The organism is Dechloromonas sp. ZS-1, assembly GCF_039649255.1.
Classification (GTDB): domain Bacteria; phylum Pseudomonadota; class Gammaproteobacteria; order Burkholderiales; family Rhodocyclaceae; genus Azonexus.
Genome location: NZ_JBDIYD010000007.1, coordinates 103,048 through 120,667 on the forward strand (window position 1 = coordinate 103,048; position 17,620 = coordinate 120,667).

General features: G+C 65.2%; 14 protein-coding genes. 11 read left to right on the top strand and 3 right to left on the bottom strand.

All coding sequences use genetic code 11. The features are described from left to right. Genes AACO21_RS10890 through AACO21_RS10905 form a run of 4 tightly spaced genes read left to right on the top strand, consistent with a single transcriptional unit; the run spans nt 1 to nt 4,377 of the window. Complete coding sequence (locus AACO21_RS10890) at nt 1-1,824, top strand: ATP-binding protein (RefSeq protein WP_346192541.1); 1,824 nt, start codon at nt 1-3, stop codon at nt 1,822-1,824. Continuing rightward, on the top strand, nt 1,805-2,167 hold the full coding sequence (locus AACO21_RS10895) for a 5-carboxymethyl-2-hydroxymuconate Delta-isomerase (protein WP_346192542.1): 363 nt from the start codon (nt 1,805-1,807) through the stop codon (nt 2,165-2,167). Before AACO21_RS10890 ends, AACO21_RS10895 begins: the two co-directional genes overlap by 20 nt. Further along, nucleotides 2,160-3,491 (top strand): sigma-54 dependent transcriptional regulator, encoded by a 1,332-nt coding sequence (locus AACO21_RS10900; RefSeq protein WP_346192543.1) that lies wholly within the window; start codon nt 2,160-2,162, stop codon nt 3,489-3,491. Before AACO21_RS10895 ends, AACO21_RS10900 begins: the two co-directional genes overlap by 8 nt. Before the next feature lie 19 nt (nt 3,492-3,510). After that, on the top strand, nt 3,511-4,377 hold the full coding sequence (locus AACO21_RS10905) for a DMT family transporter (protein WP_346192544.1): 867 nt from the start codon (nt 3,511-3,513) through the stop codon (nt 4,375-4,377). 21 nt (nt 4,378-4,398) lie between these two features. On the opposite strand, the gene AACO21_RS10910 is transcribed toward AACO21_RS10905, so the two are convergent. After that, on the bottom strand, nt 4,399-5,265 hold the full coding sequence (locus AACO21_RS10910; RefSeq protein ID WP_346192545.1) for an SPFH domain-containing protein: 867 nt from the start codon (nt 5,263-5,265) through the stop codon (nt 4,399-4,401). 115 nt (nt 5,266-5,380) lie between these two features. Between AACO21_RS10910 and AACO21_RS10915 the strand changes: the two genes are divergently transcribed. Next, nucleotides 5,381-6,871 (top strand): protein adenylyltransferase SelO, encoded by a 1,491-nt coding sequence (locus AACO21_RS10915; protein ID WP_346192546.1) that lies wholly within the window; start codon nt 5,381-5,383, stop codon nt 6,869-6,871. A 557-nt stretch (nt 6,872-7,428) separates the two neighbouring features. Then, on the top strand, nt 7,429-7,845 hold the full coding sequence (gene msrB / locus AACO21_RS10920; RefSeq protein ID WP_346192600.1) for a peptide-methionine (R)-S-oxide reductase MsrB: 417 nt from the start codon (nt 7,429-7,431) through the stop codon (nt 7,843-7,845). 79 nt (nt 7,846-7,924) lie between these two features. Here the strand turns inward: msrB and AACO21_RS10925 are convergent, their stop codons facing one another. Together AACO21_RS10925 and AACO21_RS10930 are read right to left on the bottom strand one after the other, a co-directional pair. After that, on the bottom strand, nt 7,925-8,254 hold the full coding sequence (locus tag AACO21_RS10925; protein WP_346192547.1) for a hypothetical protein: 330 nt from the start codon (nt 8,252-8,254) through the stop codon (nt 7,925-7,927). 168 nt (nt 8,255-8,422) lie between these two features. Beyond that, nucleotides 8,423-9,640, bottom strand: coding sequence for an HD domain-containing phosphohydrolase (locus AACO21_RS10930; RefSeq protein WP_346192548.1), 1,218 nt, complete (start codon nt 9,638-9,640; stop codon nt 8,423-8,425). Between the two features lie 186 nt (nt 9,641-9,826). Here AACO21_RS10930 and AACO21_RS10935 point away from each other — a divergent pair, with 186 nt between their 5' ends. The 5 genes from AACO21_RS10935 (at nt 9,827) to AACO21_RS10955 (ending at nt 17,614) form a co-directional block, all read left to right on the top strand. After that, nucleotides 9,827-10,600: a LuxR C-terminal-related transcriptional regulator gene (locus AACO21_RS10935; protein ID WP_346192549.1), complete on the top strand. Its 774-nt coding sequence runs from the start codon at nt 9,827-9,829 to the stop codon at nt 10,598-10,600. A gap of 149 nt (nt 10,601-10,749) precedes the next feature. Further along, on the top strand, nt 10,750-11,976 hold the full coding sequence (gene sbcD / locus AACO21_RS10940; RefSeq protein WP_346192550.1) for an exonuclease subunit SbcD: 1,227 nt from the start codon (nt 10,750-10,752) through the stop codon (nt 11,974-11,976). A gap of 147 nt (nt 11,977-12,123) precedes the next feature. Next, nucleotides 12,124-12,963 carry an EamA family transporter gene (locus AACO21_RS10945; RefSeq protein ID WP_346192551.1) on the top strand — a complete coding sequence of 280 codons (840 nt, stop codon included), beginning with the start codon at nt 12,124-12,126 and terminating at the stop codon, nt 12,961-12,963. 137 nt (nt 12,964-13,100) lie between these two features. Continuing rightward, nucleotides 13,101-16,544: a transcription-repair coupling factor gene (gene mfd, locus AACO21_RS10950; RefSeq protein ID WP_346192552.1), complete on the top strand. Its 3,444-nt coding sequence runs from the start codon at nt 13,101-13,103 to the stop codon at nt 16,542-16,544. Continuing rightward, on the top strand, nt 16,541-17,614 hold the full coding sequence (locus tag AACO21_RS10955; RefSeq protein WP_346192553.1) for a 3-deoxy-7-phosphoheptulonate synthase: 1,074 nt from the start codon (nt 16,541-16,543) through the stop codon (nt 17,612-17,614). The genes mfd and AACO21_RS10955 overlap by 4 nt, the downstream gene beginning before the upstream one ends. Nucleotides 17,615-17,620 lie beyond the last annotated feature (6 nt).

The following is a 17,620-nucleotide window of genomic DNA, read 5'->3' on the forward strand; positions in this document are numbered from 1 at the left end:
GTGAACCGCTTTCTCCCCGATTTTTCTCCCCTGCGCCGCCCCGCCTTTCTGGCCGGGGCGGCGTTGGCGCTTTGCCTGCTCGTCGGCTGGCTGGCCTTTCAAAGCCTGTTCGCCCACCACCTCGACCATGCCCGGCGCGAAGCACAGCACCGCCTCGACGCGCTCGCCCTCTCGCTGGAAGCCGCGCTGGCCCGGCACGAAACCCTGCCCGGCCTGCTCGCCCTTGACCCCAGCCTGACCGCCCTGCTCGATGCCCCGCAGGATGCCACCCGGCAGGCCGCTGCCAACGCCTATCTCGAGGCAGTCCAGCAAGGCGCCCATCTGTCGGCGGCCTTCCTGATCAATGCCGAGGGGCTGACGGTGGCCGCCAGCAACTGGCGGCAGCCGCACAGCTTTGTCGGTCACGACTACAACTTCCGCCCCTATTTCCGCGATGCCGTCAGCAAGGGCCTGGGCCGCTTCTACGGTGTCGGCGTCACCACCGGCGAGCCGGGCTACTTCCTCGCCGCCCCCTTGCGCCGTCAGCAGCAGTTGCTCGGCGTCATCGTCGTCAAACAGCAACTCGATGCCCTGGAGCAAGCCCTGGCCAACAGCAGCGAGCCGCTCATGCTGGTCGATGGCGACGGCATCGCCTTCCTCGCCTCGGCCCGCGCCCTGCGCTACCGCAGCCTCGCGCCCTTGGGCGAGACGGTGGCAGCACGTCTGGGCGATACGCGCCAATACGGCGCCCAAGCCATTCCCCTGATTGCCGACCGGCCGATCGCCACCGCTCAACCCGGCCCACAGCGCCTGGCCTTGCCCGGTGAGGCGGCACGCGAACGCCTCGTGCATGCCCGCCCGGTCGGCCTGCAAGGCTGGCAACTGGTGCAACTGGGTAATCCCGACGAAGCCCGCACGACCGCGACCACCCAGGCCGCTGCCCTGGCGCTGCTGCTCGCCTTTGCCCTCGGCCTGATCGCCCACCTGCGCCATCGCCGCCGCCGCCGCGAGGAACTCCGCCGCGTCCATGCCAGTCTGGAAGAACGCATTGCCGCCCGCACCGCCGACCTGACCGCCCAGATTGCCGAACTCGAAAAAACGGAGAGCATCCTGCGCGCCACGCGCGATGCCGCCGTCCAGGCCGGCAAGCTGGCCACCCTCGGCCAGATGTCCGCCGGCATCAGCCACGAGCTGAATCAGCCGCTCGCCGCCCTGCAAACCTTCGCCGACAATGCCCGCGCCCTGCTCGACCGCGGTCGACTGCCGGAAGCAGCCGAAAACCTGGCGATGATTTCCGATCTGGTCGCCCGTACCGGCCGCATCGTGCGCCAGCTCAAAAGTTTTGCCCGCAAGGAAGCCGCCACGCCGCAGGCGGTGAGCATAGACAGTGCCATCGAACACGCGCTCCTCATCGTCGAAGCGCGCCGCCGCGAAATCGGCGCCACCATTGACACCCCGCCGCCCGATCCAGGCTGTTGCGTGCTGGCCGAAGCCGGGCGCGTCGAGCAGATCCTGATCAACCTGCTGCGCAATGGCCTCGATGCCATGGCCGGCCAGCCCGAACCGCGCCTCGTCATCACCTGTCAGACCCGGGATGGCCAGCGCCAGATCGGCGTGCTCGATCACGGCGCCGGCCTGAGCGACGACGCGCACGCGCATCTGTTCGAACCCTTTTTCACGACCAAGCCGGCGGGCGAAGGGCTGGGCCTGGGCCTGGCCATTTCCCGTACCATTGCCGAAAGCTACGGCGGCACCCTGAGCGCACGCAATGCGCCCGGAGGCGGCGCCGAATTCGTGCTCACCCTGCCCGTGGCCGGAGATCCCCATGCCGCACCTGACACTTGAATACACCGACAACCTCCCGGCCTTTGACTGCGCCGCGGCGCTGCGCACGATCAATCAGGCGGCCCTCGACAGCGGCCTGTTTGGCGAAAACGACATCAAGAGCCGCGCCTTCTGTCTCAATCAGTGGCGCGTCGGCGTCGCCGAAACGCCCCGCGCCTTCCTCCATGTGCGCATCGCCCTGCTCAGCGGCCGCCCGCCCGAAGTCCGTCAGGCGCTGGCCGAACAGGTGCTCGCCGCGCTGATCCCGACGGTCAACCGCCCCCCGGGCATGGAAATCCAGTTCAGCGTAGAAACCGCCGACCTCGACCGTGCCAGCTACGCCAAGGCGACAGTCCATGCCTGAGGCAATCGTTTTTCTCGTCGAGGACGATGCGGCGGTCCGCAAGGGCTGCGAGCAGGCGCTCTCGATTGCCGACATCCCGGTGCGTGGCTTTGCCAGTGCCGAGACCCTGCTCAAGGCCATGCACGAACAGCGTCCGGCCCTGGTCGTGACCGATGTCCGCCTGCCCGGGCGTGACGGCATGAGCCTGCTGCGCGAACTGCGCCTGCTCGACCGCGAACTGCCCGTCCTGCTGATGACCGGCCACGGCGATGTCGCGATGGCCGTCGAAGCCATGCGCGAAGGCGCGCACGACTTCATCGAAAAGCCCTTCCCCTCGGAACGCCTGATCGCCGCCGTCCGCAGCGCGCTGGAAAAACGCGCCCTGCTCATCGAAAACCGGCGTCTCAAGGCGCAGCTGGGTGAGTCAGGCATCCAGCGCATCATCGGTCAGACCCCGGCCATGCAGCACATCCGCCAGCTGGTCGGCAGCCTGGCGCCAACCGGCGTCGATCTGCTGATCAATGGCGAAACCGGTGCCGGCAAGGAAGTCATCGCCCGTGCCATCCACGAAGCAAGCGGACGGCGCGGCGCCTTTGTCGCCATCAACTGCGGTGCGCTGCCGGAGAGCGTGTTCGAAAGCGAGCTCTTCGGGCATGAAGCCGGCGCCTTTACCGGCGCGGGCAAGCGCCGCATCGGGCGCATCGAACACGCCAGCGGCGGCACGCTCTTCCTCGACGAAATCGAAAGCATGCCGCTCAACCTGCAGGTCAAGCTCTTGCGCGTCCTGCAGGAACGCAGCGTAGAGCGCCTGGGCAGCAATGCCGGCGTGCCGGTGGACCTGCGCCTGGTGGCAGCCAGCAAGGCCGACCTGAAAGCGGCCGCCGATGCAGGCCAGTTCCGGGCCGACCTCTATTACCGGCTCAACGTGGTCAGCCTCGACCTGCCGCCCCTGCGGGCGCGCAGCGCCGACATTCCACTGCTCATGGCGCATTTTCTGGCCGATGCAGCGCAGCGCTACCAGCGCCCGGTCGCTGACTGGACACCGACCGATCTGGCGCGCTGGCAGCAATACCCCTGGCCCGGCAACGTGCGTGAACTGAAAAACGTCGCCGACCGCTGGGCACTCGGCCTGCCGGACGGCCTGCCCGGCGCGAGCGGGCCTGACCCAACGGGCGACTCGCTGGCCGAGCAGGTCGATGCCGCCGAGCGCGCCCTGATCATCGCCGCGCTCCAGCGCACCGGCGGCAACGTCGTCGCCACGGCCGAAGCCCTGCATACGCCGCGCAAGACCCTCTACGACAAGCTCACCCGCCACGGCATCGTGCCCGAGCACTACCGGCACTGAGCGCGGCCACGGGATCAGCATGGACCTGATTGCCCTCGCCCTGGTTTTGACAGGCGCGCTCTGCCACGCCAGCTGGAACCTGATTTCCAAGCGCGTCGGTGGCGGCCTGTACTTCGTCACGCTCTATGGGCTGGTCAGCAGCCTGTTGATGCTGCCATTCGCCCTGCATGCCTGGTCACACCTGAGCGCACCGCTCAGCAGCCTGGCGTGGGCTGCCATTGTGGGCAGTGCGCTGATCCATGCGGTGTATTCCCTGATATTGCAAAAAGGCTATCGGGCCGCCGATTTTTCGCTGGTCTATCCGCTGGCCCGGGGCACCGGGCCGCTTTTTGCGGTTTTCGGGGCCGTGCTGCTGCTCGGGGAATTACCGACCACCCTGGGTCTGATCGGCATTGCCGCCATCCTTGCCGGCATCCTGCTCATTGCCGGTCTAGCCGAAGCCCGACGGTCGACCACCCTGCAGGCCGGGATTTTCTGGGGCTCTCTGACCGGCCTCAGCATCGCCGCCTACACCGTGCTCGATGGCTGGGCAATCAAGGTGCTCGGTCTCGCCCCCGTGCTCTACTACGGCCTCAGCCTGCTCGTCCGCAATCTGATGCTGCTGCCGCAAGCCCTGCGCCGGCACGATCTGCTGATCGCGGAATGGCAGGCCAAGTGGCGTGCCATCGTGCTGGTCGGCCTCCTCTCCCCCCTGGCCTACACCCTGATCCTGATCGCCCTGACCCGCGCCCCGCTGAGCTATGTCGCCCCGCTGCGCGAGCTGTCGATGCTGATCGGCGTTTATGCGGGCGCCCGCGTCCTCGCCGAACGCCTGAGCCTCAGCCGACTGCTCGGCACAGCCTGCATGCTGATCGGCGCCGCCTGCCTGGCCCTGGCCAAGGGCTGAAACTCACAGCGGCAGACGGGATTACAGACTCCCGGCATTGACGATCGGCTGCGAGCCGCGCTCGCTGCACAGCACCACCAGCAGGTTGCTGACCAACTGCGCCTTGCGTGCCTCGTCAAATTGGGCACAGCCGTTTTTCTCCAGTTCGGCCAAGGCCATTTCGACCATGCCCACCGCACCGCTGACGATCCGCGAACGGGCCGCAATCACGGCATTGGCCTGCTGGCGCTGCAACATGGCCTGCGCGATTTCCGGGGCATAGGCCAGATGGCTGATACGCGCTTCAATCACACGCACCCCGGCCTTGGCCAGGCGCTCGGCAAGCTGTTCCTGGAGGTGCTGAGAGATTTCCTGCGGATGGCTGCGCAAGGCCACTTCCCCCGTTTCAACCGCATCATAGGGATAACTGGTCGCCATGGCCCGCAAGGCGGACTCAGATTGAATGTGCACAAAGCTCTCGTAATCGTCGACGTTGTAAACCGCCTCCGCCGAATCGGCCACCTGCCACACGATCACCGCGGCAATTTCGATGGGGCTGCCTTCCAGATCATTGACCTTGAGCTTGCCGCTTTCAAAATTGCGAATCCGCAAACTGAGCTTGTGCTTCTGCAAAAACGGATTATTCCAGCGCAAGCCGTCTTCACGCGTCGTACCGACATAACGCCCGAAAAGACTCAGCACGGCGGACTGGTTAGGCTCAACCATGTACAACCCCGGCAACAGCGCAAACCCTCCCAAGAGCATCAATAGGGCGAGCCACACCAATTTTGGGGTGACCACCAGCAAGGCGGGCGCAACGAAAAACAGATAACCCGCCGCCCCGATCATGGCCGCGGCCAGCAACAGCATCGGGATGCCCGGCTGTGAATGCAGGCTGTTCTCTTTCATGCAATGCTCCTTGTCCTATCAATGACCGTCTGAATGAATCAGGCATCATACCCGCACCACCCCGCCGAATCCGCGGAACCGGAACCTTCTTCGCTCACGCACGGTCGACGCCTGCATGCTGCCACGATCATCTTCCCCCGCCCCCTTGTTTGCCTTCGACAACACCTACGTCCGCGACCTGCCCGATTACGGCGCGCGCTGGCAGCCCGAGGCGGCAAGCAAGCCGCGCTTCGCGGCACTGAATCGCTCCCTGGCCCACGCACTCGGCCTGGATGAGGAACGCCTGGCCGGCGATGAAGGGCTGGCCGTGTTTTCAGGGCAAGTCGTCCCGCCGGGTGCCGAGCCCTTCGCCCAGGCCTATGCCGGGCATCAGTTCGGCGGGTTTTCACCGCGGCTGGGCGATGGCCGGGCCGTGTTGCTGGGCGAGGTCATCGACCGGGCCGGCCAGCGGCGCGACCTGGCGTTCAAAGGTTCGGGCCGCACGCCCTTCTCGCGCAACGGTGATGGCAAATGTGCACTGGGTCCGGCCTTGCGCGAATACATCATCGGCGAGGCCATGCACGCGCTGGGCATCCCGACGACACGCGTCCTGGCCGTGGTCGCCACCGGCGACATGGTGCGGCGCGAACGGGCCTTGCCCGGCGCGGTGCTGACCCGTGTGGCCGCCAGCCACCTGCGCGTCGGCACCTTCGAATTCTTTGCCGCCCATCGCGGACCGGACTGGGTCAAGAAACTGGCCGACTACGCGATTGCCCGCCACGATCCGGCGCTGATCGACCAGGATGACCGCTATGCCGGCCTGCTCGACGCAGTCTGCCGGCGCCAGGCTGAGCTTGTTGCCCGCTGGCTGGGCGTCGGCTTCATTCACGGCGTGATGAATACCGACAACATGACGCTCTCCGGCGAAACCATCGATTACGGCCCCTGTGCCTTCATGGAGGCCTACGACCCGGCTACCGTCTTCAGTTCGATCGACACCCATGGCCGTTACGCGTACGGCAATCAGGCCGACATTGCGCAATGGAACCTGGCCCGCTTTGCCGAAACCCTGCTGCCCTTGATCGATCCCGATCAAAAGCAGGCCGTCGAGCGCGCCACCGCCCGCATCGTGGCCTTCCCGGCCGAACTCGATGCTGCCTGGTTGCGCGTCATGCGCCAGAAACTGGGGCTCCCTGAAAATACGGCCTCGGCGACGGTCGACCGTCGGCTGATCGACGATTTCCTGGATTTGTTGCACCGCCATCAATGCGACCTCACGCTCGCCTTTCACGCATTGACCGAAACCGCCGCCGGCAACCCGCATGCTTTCAGCCGGGTGTTTGCAGCCAACGATGCCGAAGCGGCCGCCTGGCGTACCGCCTGGGAAGGCCAGCGCGATCCCGCCCTGCTGGATGCGATGCGCCGCGCCAATCCCTGGCTGATCGCCCGCAATCACCAAGTCGAAGCCGCCCTGGAAGCTGCCACCGAGCGCTTTGACCTGGCGCCGACCGAGCGTCTGGTGGCGGCCCTGCGCGCCCCCTTCACCCTCGACCCGGCCCTGGCGCGCTATGCCGAACCGGCGCCCGCCGAGGTCACGGCGGCTTACCGAACCTTCTGCGGCACCTGAACCGGAGTCTTCCCATGCGCCAAGCCCCCCGCGGCATCCTTGAACAACTGGCCCCCGAACTCGGCGTCACCGACTGGCGCGACGCCCATGGCCAGCCGCTCGACTACTACGGGCTGGATGTCATGCCCGGCCGCTACAAGATCCTGTTCTGCTTCCAGGACAACTGCCCCGGCTGTCACCAACGCGGTTTTCCGACCCTGCAACGGCTGGCCGAGGCCTTTGAGGGCAGCGACTTCGTCAGCCTGGCCGCCATTCAAACCGTTTTCGAGGAACACGCCGACAACACGCGTGAACGCGGCTTCGCCAACCAGGCCCGCTATGGCCTGGCCATCCCCTTTGCCCACGATGCCGGGCCGGATGGCCGCTTTTCGACCCTGATGCAGCGCTACGCCTGCGGTGGCACGCCCTGGTTCATCGTCATCGACCCGAATGGCGTAGTCGCTTTCAACCATTTTTCGATCGATGCCGACCGCCTGATTGCCTTTCTTCAGGAGGCAGCAGCCAATGATCCGGGCCAAGCCGCCGCCGGCCTGCTCACCTGGGGCGGGGTCCTGCGTCTGGCCCGCGATGGCAACGCAGCGCCACCCCGGCGGGATGAACGCAGCGAGGCCGCATGGCAAGCCCTGCTCTCACCGGAGGCCTTCCACGTGACCCGCCAGAAAGGTACGGAGCGCGCCTTCAGTTCGTCGATGTGCAGCCGATTCGAGCCGGGCCGCTATGCCTGCGCCTGCTGCGGCACCCCCCTTTTCGATGCCGACACCAAGTTCGACAGCGGCAGCGGCTGGCCCAGCTTTACGCAAGCCCTGACGCCCGACGTGGTGGCCTATCACGCCGACCACAGCCATGGCATGACGCGGGTCGAAACGACCTGCAATGTGTGCGATGCGCACCTCGGCCATGTTTTCCCGGATGGCCCTGCACCAAGCGGCCTGCGCTACTGCATCAACGCCCTGGCGCTGCGCAAGCTCGATTGACGAAAAATGGCCTGCTGGCAGTGTCGACCGTCGGACTGCATGCGCCCTGCAGTCCGATCACGGTAGCGCACATGCAGGCTCAGACCGGGTAGTTGCGCGTCGCAACACGCCCGAGCAAGGCCGCCAGTTGCGGGTAATAGATCAGGCAACTGGTATCCAGCCGACCGCCCATCACGATGCCCTCGGCAATTTCACGGGCCGCCGGGGAGTGCTCCAGCAGTGTGGGAAAGTGGTGCGCCGGATCGAAGAGGGCAAACATCCGGCTGAGCAAGGTGGCGCAATCCCGGTAATGGTCGGGATCCAGATGAATATGGGTAATGCCGGCATCGCAGGCGTCCAGATAGGCTGCCGCAACCACGGCAGTGGACTCGAAGGCCTTCAGGCTGTGGGGACCGAGCTCATAGGACATGGCATCACTCCTTCTCTTCGCACCGGGCCGGGCTTGGCCCATGCTTCCTTAACGGCCATGGCGCCTTTGGGTTGAGCCCCGGTTACATCTTTTACATCGACGGCGCCAGCCGCTCCTGCAAGGACAGACCGGCCCGCATGCCATTGGTTTCATCCCGGCAGCGAAAAATCAGCGGACGCTGTCCAGCACCGAGGCCGACGGCGCGGCGGCCCCGCACCCGCGACGCAGGACGAAGGCATCGCGTTCAGGCGGCTCATGACTGTCCTGGAAGAGATCCTGGATTTCCTGCACCTTCCCGGCATGGCGGCACAAGGCATCGACGCAGAGCCGGTCCAGCTTCCAGGCAGCCATGCCGCGCAAGGCCTCGAATGCCTCCTCGTTCGACCAGGCCGGTTTGTAACAACGCGTCGACGTGAGCGCATCGAAAACATCGGCCACCGCAACGATCCGGGCTTCGATGGGGATGTCGTCACCCCGGAGCCCGCAGGGATAACCGCTCCCATCCATGTTTTCATGGTGATATTCGGCAATGTTGCCGATCATCCGGGCCATGCCCGAACGATCCAGATTGAAGTTACCCAGCATGCTGTTGATGATCTCCCGCCCCCGGGTGGCGTGGGTCTTCATGACCTCGAACTCATCCGTACTCAGCTTGGCAGGCTTGCGGATGATGTGATCGGGAATGGCAATCTTGCCCACATCGTGCATCGGCGCAAACCAGTAGATCGATTCAACGAACTCATCGCTCAGACCGTAGTGCGGCGCGACCTCATTGGCGATCAGGCGCGAGAAATGCGCCATCCGGTCGAGATGCTCGCCGGTTTCCGGATCCTTGTGGCCGGAAAAACTGGTCGCCATCTTGAGCGCCCCGTACAAGGTGCGCACCTGCTGCAGTTCCACGCTCACCAGCAGGGAAATCAGGCGAGCGATCATGTCGAAATACGGCAAGGAAGACTCGTCGAACACATCCGGAAAACGGGAGTTGAAGAACACAAACCCGGTCAGGCTGTCATCGAGATAGGTCGGGATGGTGTAGCTGGCGCGAAAGCCGAAAGCCTGCAGACGGCGCGTGTGCTCGCGGGCGCTCGGCATGGCGGCAATGTCATTGACGACGCGCGGCTGGCCATCCAGGAAGATCTGATACAAGGCCCGCGCTTCGCGCAGCTTGCACTGGTAGTTGCCCAGGGGATTTTCGCCCTCGGTGCTGTGGGCAAAGGTCTTCAGGGTGTCGGTCCGCTGGTCGTAGACTGCCACGCCAATCCGGTGGATGAACGCGCAATGCTGGCGGACGACACGATGCAGAAAGGCGATCTTGTCCGAGACGCTGGTCTTCTTGTTCAGGGCATCGAGCAAATCATGATGCTGGATTTCAAGGGGCGCTGACATGGTACGGGCCTCCGGTTCAACTCTAGACGTTGCCGGCCAGGTTTCCGAACTGGAGACATCATGCCGACGCGTTGAACTCAGTCTAATTTTGACAAATCCGCGCGTCATCACCCGACGGGGTGATACTTTTCACCCTGTAGATGCATAAAATTCAGATAATTGGCAAAAACCCTCTTTCGGACAGGTATGGGCATCACTTCCACCGGGCACGCAGAAATCGATCACCAGCATGAGATCCTCGACACGCTGGTGGCCGAGCTGACCCGTTTTTGTCCGGAACACGCAGTCTCGCCGCAAGCTGTCTGCCAAACCTGCCCTCAGGCGCGGCAAAACACCTGCCGTCAAACCTTGCAGGAGACCGTCGGAGAACTGGGCGCCTTTCTGGTCGGGCATGCCACCTACGAGGAACGGATGATGGAGCTGCTGCCCGACACGCCGACCTGCCAGGCCCACATCAAGGCACACAAGGCGGCGCATCAGGGCGTGGCGCGGCAATTGCGCAAACTCGAAGGGACGGTCCGTACAGCCATGCCGCTCGAAGCCAGCCAGGAAGTCTGGGTAATGATCCGCAGCTGGCTGGGCGACCACACCTGGCTGTTCGACAACCGCCTGGTGAGCATGACCCAGCAAGCCGTTTCACCGGCGGTGAATTTCGACAACGAACTGGTTGCCATGCTCGACCGCCATGTTTTCCCGAACCGCCCCACCGCACCGCGCGCCCGCCAAGGCAAGAGCGCTGCCGACAAGGCTCGCCTGGAAATCCGGGGACGCTTTGAGCAGCTCTCACCGGCGCAACGGGCTGTTTTCTGGCTTGTCGTCGGCGGTCGCAAGAACCGTGAAATCGCGGAGGAGCTCGGTATCACTGTGAATACGGTCAAGACGCACCGGGCCGCGATCTTTCAGAAGATGGATGTGAGCTCCGTGCTGGAGCTGATCCGCAAGACCGACGCCTTGCGCTGAATAGTGCCGGCAGCGACCGCCCGCGCTGCTTGTCGAGGCGGCTTCAGCGCCCCTTTGCATCGTCGGCGTCCCCACACAGTCCGCCAGCAGACCGGCTAGAATCGCGGCCTTACCCTACGCCGCATTCACGCAAAATCCCGTCTCCCACCATGCGCCTCCTTCACACCTCCGACTGGCATCTCGGTCAGCATTTCATGGGCAAGACACGCCAGGCCGAGCATCAGGCCCTGATCGACTGGCTGCTCGATACCGTGGCCTCCCAGGCCGTCGATGCCGTGCTCATCGCAGGTGACATTTTCGACACGGGCACGCCGCCTTCTTACGCCCGCGAGTTGTACAACCAGCTGGTCGAGCGCCTGCACGACGCCAAGGTGCGGCTGATCCTGCTCGGCGGCAACCACGACTCGGTGGCGGTACTCGGAGAAAGCAAAAATCTGCTGGCCCGTCTCGGCACGCTGGTCGTGCCGGGTGCGGCCGAACCGGCCGCGCATGTTCATGTTTTGCCCCGCCGCGACGGCACGCTGGGCGCCGTGATCGGTGCCGTGCCCTACCTGCGGCCGCGTGATCTGATCAGCAGCGAAGCCGGCCAAAGCGCCGAGGACAAGCAGCGCAGCCTGCGCGATGCCTTGCGGGAGCACTACGCGGCGGTCAACGCCGCCTGCGAGGCCAAAATCAGCGAGCTCGGCCAGCCCTTGCCCCGCATCCTGACCGGCCATCTGACCACGGTCGGCGCCAGTACCAGCGATTCGGTCCGCGAAATTTACGTCGGCAGTCTCGATGCCTTTCCGACCGCCGATTTCCCGCCGGCCGACTACATCGCCCTCGGCCACATCCACCGTCCCCAGCGCGTCGGCGGCCATGAGCATATCCGCTACAGCGGCTCGCCGATTCCGCTCAGTTTCGATGAAGCAGCGCAAAGCAAGGAAATGCTGCTGATCGATCTCGATCCCGGCGGCTTGCAGGCCGTGACGGCGCTGCCGGTGCCGCGCTTCCAGCCATTGATCGCCCTGCGCAGCAACCTGGCCGACCTGCCCGCCGCCATCGGCAAAGCCGCAGCGGAAGGCTCGCGCGACACCCCTGCCTGGCTGGAAATCACCCTGGTCGAAGACGATTACCTGGCCGACCTGCCGGCCCGGGTGCAGGCGGTCTGCGAAGGCTGGCCGGTCGAGGTCCTGCGTCTGCGGCGTACGCGCGCCAGCGCGGCACGGATCGACAGCGTCGCCCAGGAAACCCTGGACGAACTCTCTCCCGATGACGTCTTCGCCCGGCGGCTCACGCTGGAAACTCTGGACGATGCCCAGCAGCAGGCCCTGAAAATGCGGCACGACCAGATCCTGCACACGATCACGGCGCCCGACGCCAACGCCGGGGATTGACGCGCCGGGTCTGCACCCCCGATGATCCGGCCAGCCGCCGGCGGCCCTGCCGCTGCCCGTTCACCGTTAGCCCTTCCCCGTTTGCCCTTCTCCGTTTGCCACCGCCCGCCTGACAACACGATGATGGACACAAGGACTGCCCCGGCCATGCGCCGCACCCTCCTGCTGGTCGCCCTGGCCATGTTGGCCTTTGCCGCCAATTCGCTGCTCTGCAGGCTGGCCCTGCGCGGCACCGGCATCGATGCCGCCAGCTTCACGGCCATCCGGCTGGCCAGCGGCGCCCTGGTGCTCACCCTGATCGTGGCCTGGCCGCAACGTCGCCTGCAGCCCGTGCGCGGCAGCTGGTCCTCGGCGGCTGCACTGTTCGCCTATGCCGCCGCTTTTTCCTTCGCGTACCTGGAACTGTCCGCAGCCACCGGTGCTCTGCTGCTGTTTGGTGCGGTACAGACGACGATGATCAGCGTTGGCCTCTGGTCGGGCGAACGTTTTCAAAAGGCGCAGTTGCTGGGTTTCCTGCTCGCCATCGGCGGCCTGGCCGGCCTGTTGTTGCCGGGCGTGGCGGCACCGCCGCCGGGTGCAGCCGCGCTCATGGTCCTGGCCGGCATCGCCTGGGGCATGTATTCGCTGCGCGGTCGCGGTCAGGGCGACCCGACCCAGGCCACCGCCGGGAATTTCGTCCGCACGCTGCCCTGGGTGTTGCTCCTGCTGCTCCTTGCCCCGCTACCGGGCATGCCCGACACCCGCGGCATCCTGCTCGCCGTAGCCTCGGGCGCCCTGGCCTCCGGCATCGGCTACGCCCTCTGGTACGCCGCGCTGCCCGCCCTTGCCGCAACGCAGGCGGCCACCCTCCAGCTCAGTGTTCCCGTCATCACGGCCATCGGCGGTGTCCTCTTCCTCGGCGAAGCCCTCAGCTTGCGTCTTGTGCTCGCCTCGATCGCCATCCTGGGCGGCATTGCGCTGGTCGTCCTCAAACGCGCGCCACGCTGACGGCGTGCTTGCCCGCTGTGCGTGAGGCCACGCTGACGCGCTCGCGGCACGCACCGATGCAGCGCCGCACCAGACGGCCAGGCCCAGCCGGTATAATGCGCACCCCGCAGTCCGCTGCGCTGCCCGTCTGACTCAACGTGTCCCGCTCCCTGCTTGCCTTGCCCGCCCTGCCCAAACCGGGGCAACGACTCGACCTGCCGCCGCTTGCCGGTGCTTCGGATGCGCTCGCGCTGGCCGAACTGGCTGCCGCCCATCCAGGCCGCCTGCTCGCCGTCGTGACGGAAAATGCGGCCGATGCCCAGCGCCTGCTCGACGAGATTCCCTGGTTTGCGCCCAACGTGCGCGTACGCCTGCTGCCGGATTGGGAAACGCTGCCCTACGACACGTTCTCGCCGCACCAGGACCTGGTTTCCGAGCGCCTGGCCACCCTCTGGGCCGCCATGCAGGGCGAACTGGACATCCTGCTCGTCCCGGCTTCGACGGCGGTCTACCGTCTGGCCCCGCCCGAATTCATGGCGGGCTACACCTTCGCCTTCAAGAAGGGCGAAACCATCGATGCCGAAAAATTCCGCGCCCAGGTCACCCTGGCCGGTTACGCGCATGTGACGCAGGTGGTGTCGCCGGGTGAATACTCGATTCGTGGCGGCCTGATCGACCTCTTTCCGATGGGCTCGACCGTGCCGTACCGTCTCGATCTCTTCGATGACGAGATCGAGAGCATCAAGACTTTCGACGTCGATACGCAGCGCACGATCTATCCGGTCCCGGAAGTCCGCCTGCTGCCGGCGCACGAATATCCGATGGACGAGCGCGGCCGCACGCGCTTCCGCCAGAAATTCCGCGAAGCCTTCGAAGGCGATCCGGCCAAGTCCGGCGTCTACAAGGATGTCTCCCAAGGCATCGCCAGCGCCGGGATCGAGTATTACCTGCCGCTCTTCTTTGAAGAGATGGCCACGCTCTTCGACTACCTGCCGAGTGACGCCCTGTTCGTCACCCAGGGCGATGCCTCCAGCGCCATGGCGGCCTTCTGGAAAGACACGCGTTCGCGCTATGACCTGCTGCAAGGCGACAAGGCGCGCCCGCTGCTGCCGCCCGATCTGCTGTTCCTGAGCGATGAAGCCTTCTTTGCCGCCGCCAAGACCTACGGTCGACTCGCCCTGGAGAGCAAAAAAGCCTTTGACGGCGCGTTGACCGTCGGGTTGCCCGATCTCGCCGTGGATCGCCGCGCCGACGATCCGCTCGGCAAACTGAAAACCTGGCTCGCCACCCAGCCGGGCCGCGTCCTGCTCTTGGCCGAATCGGCCGGCCGCCGCGAAACCCTCGCCGCCATGCTCACCGAGCACGGTCTGAAACCATCAGCCAGCGCCGACTACGCCGGTTTTCTGGCGGGCGATGCCCAGCTCGCGCTCGGCGTTGCCCCGCTGCATACCGGTTTCATGGCCAACGGTCTGGCCTTTGTCACCGAAAGCGAGCTCTACGCCGGCAGCCCGCGCCGCACCCGCCGCGAAGCGGCGCGCAAGGCGAGCTTCGACAACTGGCTGAAAGACCTCACCGAACTCAAGGTCGGCGATCCGGTGGTGCATGAAAGTCACGGCATCGGCCGCTATCAGGGCCTGATCCGCATGGATCTCGGCAACGGCGAGCAGGAATTCCTCGAACTGCACTACGCCAATGCGGCCAAGCTTTTCGTCCCGGTCGCCCAGCTGCACGTGATCTCGCGCTATTCCGGCGCCGAGCCGGATGCCGCGCCGCTGCACACGCTCGGTTCCGGGCAGTGGGAAAAAGCCAAGCGCAAGGCCGCCGAGCAGGCGCGCGACACCGCCGCCGAGCTGCTCGCGCTCTACGCCGCCCGCGCCGCGCGCCAGGGCCATGCCTTCGCCTTTGAAGAAAACGACTACGAGGCCTTTGCCGACGGTTTCGGCTTTGAAGAAACCGCCGACCAGGCCGCCGCCATCGCCGCCGTGATCGAGGACATGAAGTCCGGCAAGCCGATGGACCGCCTGGTCTGCGGCGACGTCGGCTTCGGCAAGACCGAAGTCGCGCTGCGCGCCGCCTTCTGCGCCGTCGCCGGCGGCAAGCAGGTGGCCGTACTCTGCCCGACGACGCTCCTCTGCGAGCAGCATTACCAGACCTTCGCCGACCGCTTTGCCGACTGGCCTGTCAAGGTCGCCGAGATTTCCCGCTTCAAGACCGCCAAGGAATCGGCCCAGGCCTTGAAGGAGCTCTCCGAGGGCAAGATCGACATCATCATCGGCACGCACAAGCTGATCGGCAAGGACGTCAAATTCGACCGTCTGGGCCTCGTCATCATCGATGAGGAACACCGATTCGGCGTGCGCCAGAAGGAAACACTGAAATCGCTGCGCGCTGAAGTCGATGTGCTGACGCTGACCGCAACGCCCATCCCGCGCACCCTGGCGATGAGCATGGAAGGCCTGCGCGATTTTTCGGTGATCGCCACCGCGCCGCAGAAGCGTCTGGCCATCAAGACCTTCGTCTCCAAGTTTTCCGACGGCATCATCCGCGAAGCCGTGCTGCGCGAACTGAAGCGTGGCGGCCAGGTGTACTTCCTGCACAACGAGGTCGACACCATCGAAAACATGCGCGAGAAGCTGGAAAAGCTGGTGCCGGAAGCGCGCATCGTGATCGGCCACGGCCAGATGAACGAGCGCGAGCTGGAGCGCGTGATGCGCGACTTCACCAGCCAGCGCGCCAACCTCTTGCTGTGTACGACCATCATCGAAACCGGGATCGACAACCCGCACGCCAACACCATCCTGATCAACCGCTCGGAAAAATTCGGCCTCGCCCAGCTGCACCAGTTGCGCGGCCGCGTCGGGCGTTCGCATCACCAGGCTTATGCCTACCTGCTGGTGCAGGATGAAAAGGCGATGACCAAGCAGGCCAAGCAGCGCCTGGAAGCCATCCAGATGTCCGAGGAACTCGGCTCCGGTTTCTTCCTCGCCATGCACGACCTGGAAATCCGCGGCGCCGGCGAGGTGCTGGGCGATAACCAGTCGGGCGAAATGCAGGAAGTCGGCTTCAATGTCTTCACCGACATGCTCAACCGCGCCGTGGCGCATCTCAAGCAAGGCAAGTCGGCCGAAAGCATCGACCTCACCCAGCCGCTCGGCATCAGCACCGAAATCAACCTGCGTACCCCGGCGCTGCTGCCCGACGCCTACTGTCCGGATGTGCATGAGCGCCTCACGCTCTACAAGCGCCTGGCCAACTGCGACACGGCAGAAGACCTCGATGCCATGCAGGAAGAGCTGGTCGACCGCTTTGGTGAACTGCCGCTGCAAGGCCAGTCGCTGATGGCGACGCACCGCCTGCGCCTTCTGGTCAAACCGCTGCTGATCCAGAAGCTGGACGCCAGCGCCGACCAGATCACCATCCAGTTCAGCCCGGCTTTCACTCAGAATCCGCCTATCGAACCGATCAAGATCATCAATTTGATCCAGAAGAATCGCAGCTATAAGCTGGCCGGACAGGATAAAATTTCGCTCTTGCGCCACTGCCCAAGCCTCAATGACAAGGTCGTGGCCATCAAGGACATGATTCGCGAGCTGACCAAATGACGACCCAACTTCTCGAAAACGTAAACGTCTCCGCCTTCGACGCCATGCCGACGCCGGCCGAGATCCACGCCAAGCTGCCGATCAGCGACGCTGCTGCCCAATCCGTCGGTCAGGGCCGCGCCATCCTGCGCGACATTCTGGACCGCAAGGATCACCGCCTCTTCGTCGTGGTCGGCCCCTGCTCGATCCATGACCCGGTGGCCGGCCTGGACTACGCCCGCCGCCTGAAGGCGCTGGCGGACGAAGTCTCCGACACGCTGCACATCGTCATGCGCGTCTATTTCGAGAAGCCGCGCACCACCGTGGGCTGGAAGGGCTACATCAACGACCCGTTCATGGACGACTCCTTCCAGGTCAATGTCGGCATGGAAAAAGCCCGCGAATTCCTGCTCGCCGTCAATGAAATCGGCCTCTGCGCCGGTACCGAGGCGCTCGACCCCTACGGCCCGCAGTACTACGGCGACCTCATCGCCTGGACGGCCATCGGCGCCCGCACGACCGAATCGCAGACGCACCGCGAAATGTCCTCCGGCCTGTCCACCCCGGTCGGCTTCAAGAACGCCACCAGCGGCGACCTGACCGTGGCCACCAACGCCATCCTCTCGGCCTCCCGCCCGCACTCCTTCCTCGGCCTCAACAACGACGGCCGTGTGGCCATCGTGCGCACTACCGGCAACCCCTACGGCCACGTCGTGCTGCGCGGCGGCGACGGCAAGCCGAACTACGACACCGTGTCGGTCGCCGTGGCCGAACAGGCCCTGGCCAAGGCCAAGCTGCCGGCCAATCTGGTGGTCGACTGCTCGCACGCCAACAGCTCGAAAAAGCCGGAACTGCAACCGCTGGTCCTGGCCGATGTGGTCAATCAGATCCGTGCCGGCAACAAGTCCATCCTCGGCGTCATGGTCGAATCGAACATCGAAGCCGGCAACCAGTCGATCCCGGCCGACCTCAGCCAGCTCAAGTACGGCTGCTCGGTGACCGACGGCTGCGTCGGCTGGGACACCACCGAACAGATGATCCGCGACGCCGCCGTGATGCTGCGCGACGTGCTGCCGGAGCGTCTGGGCTGAGATGGC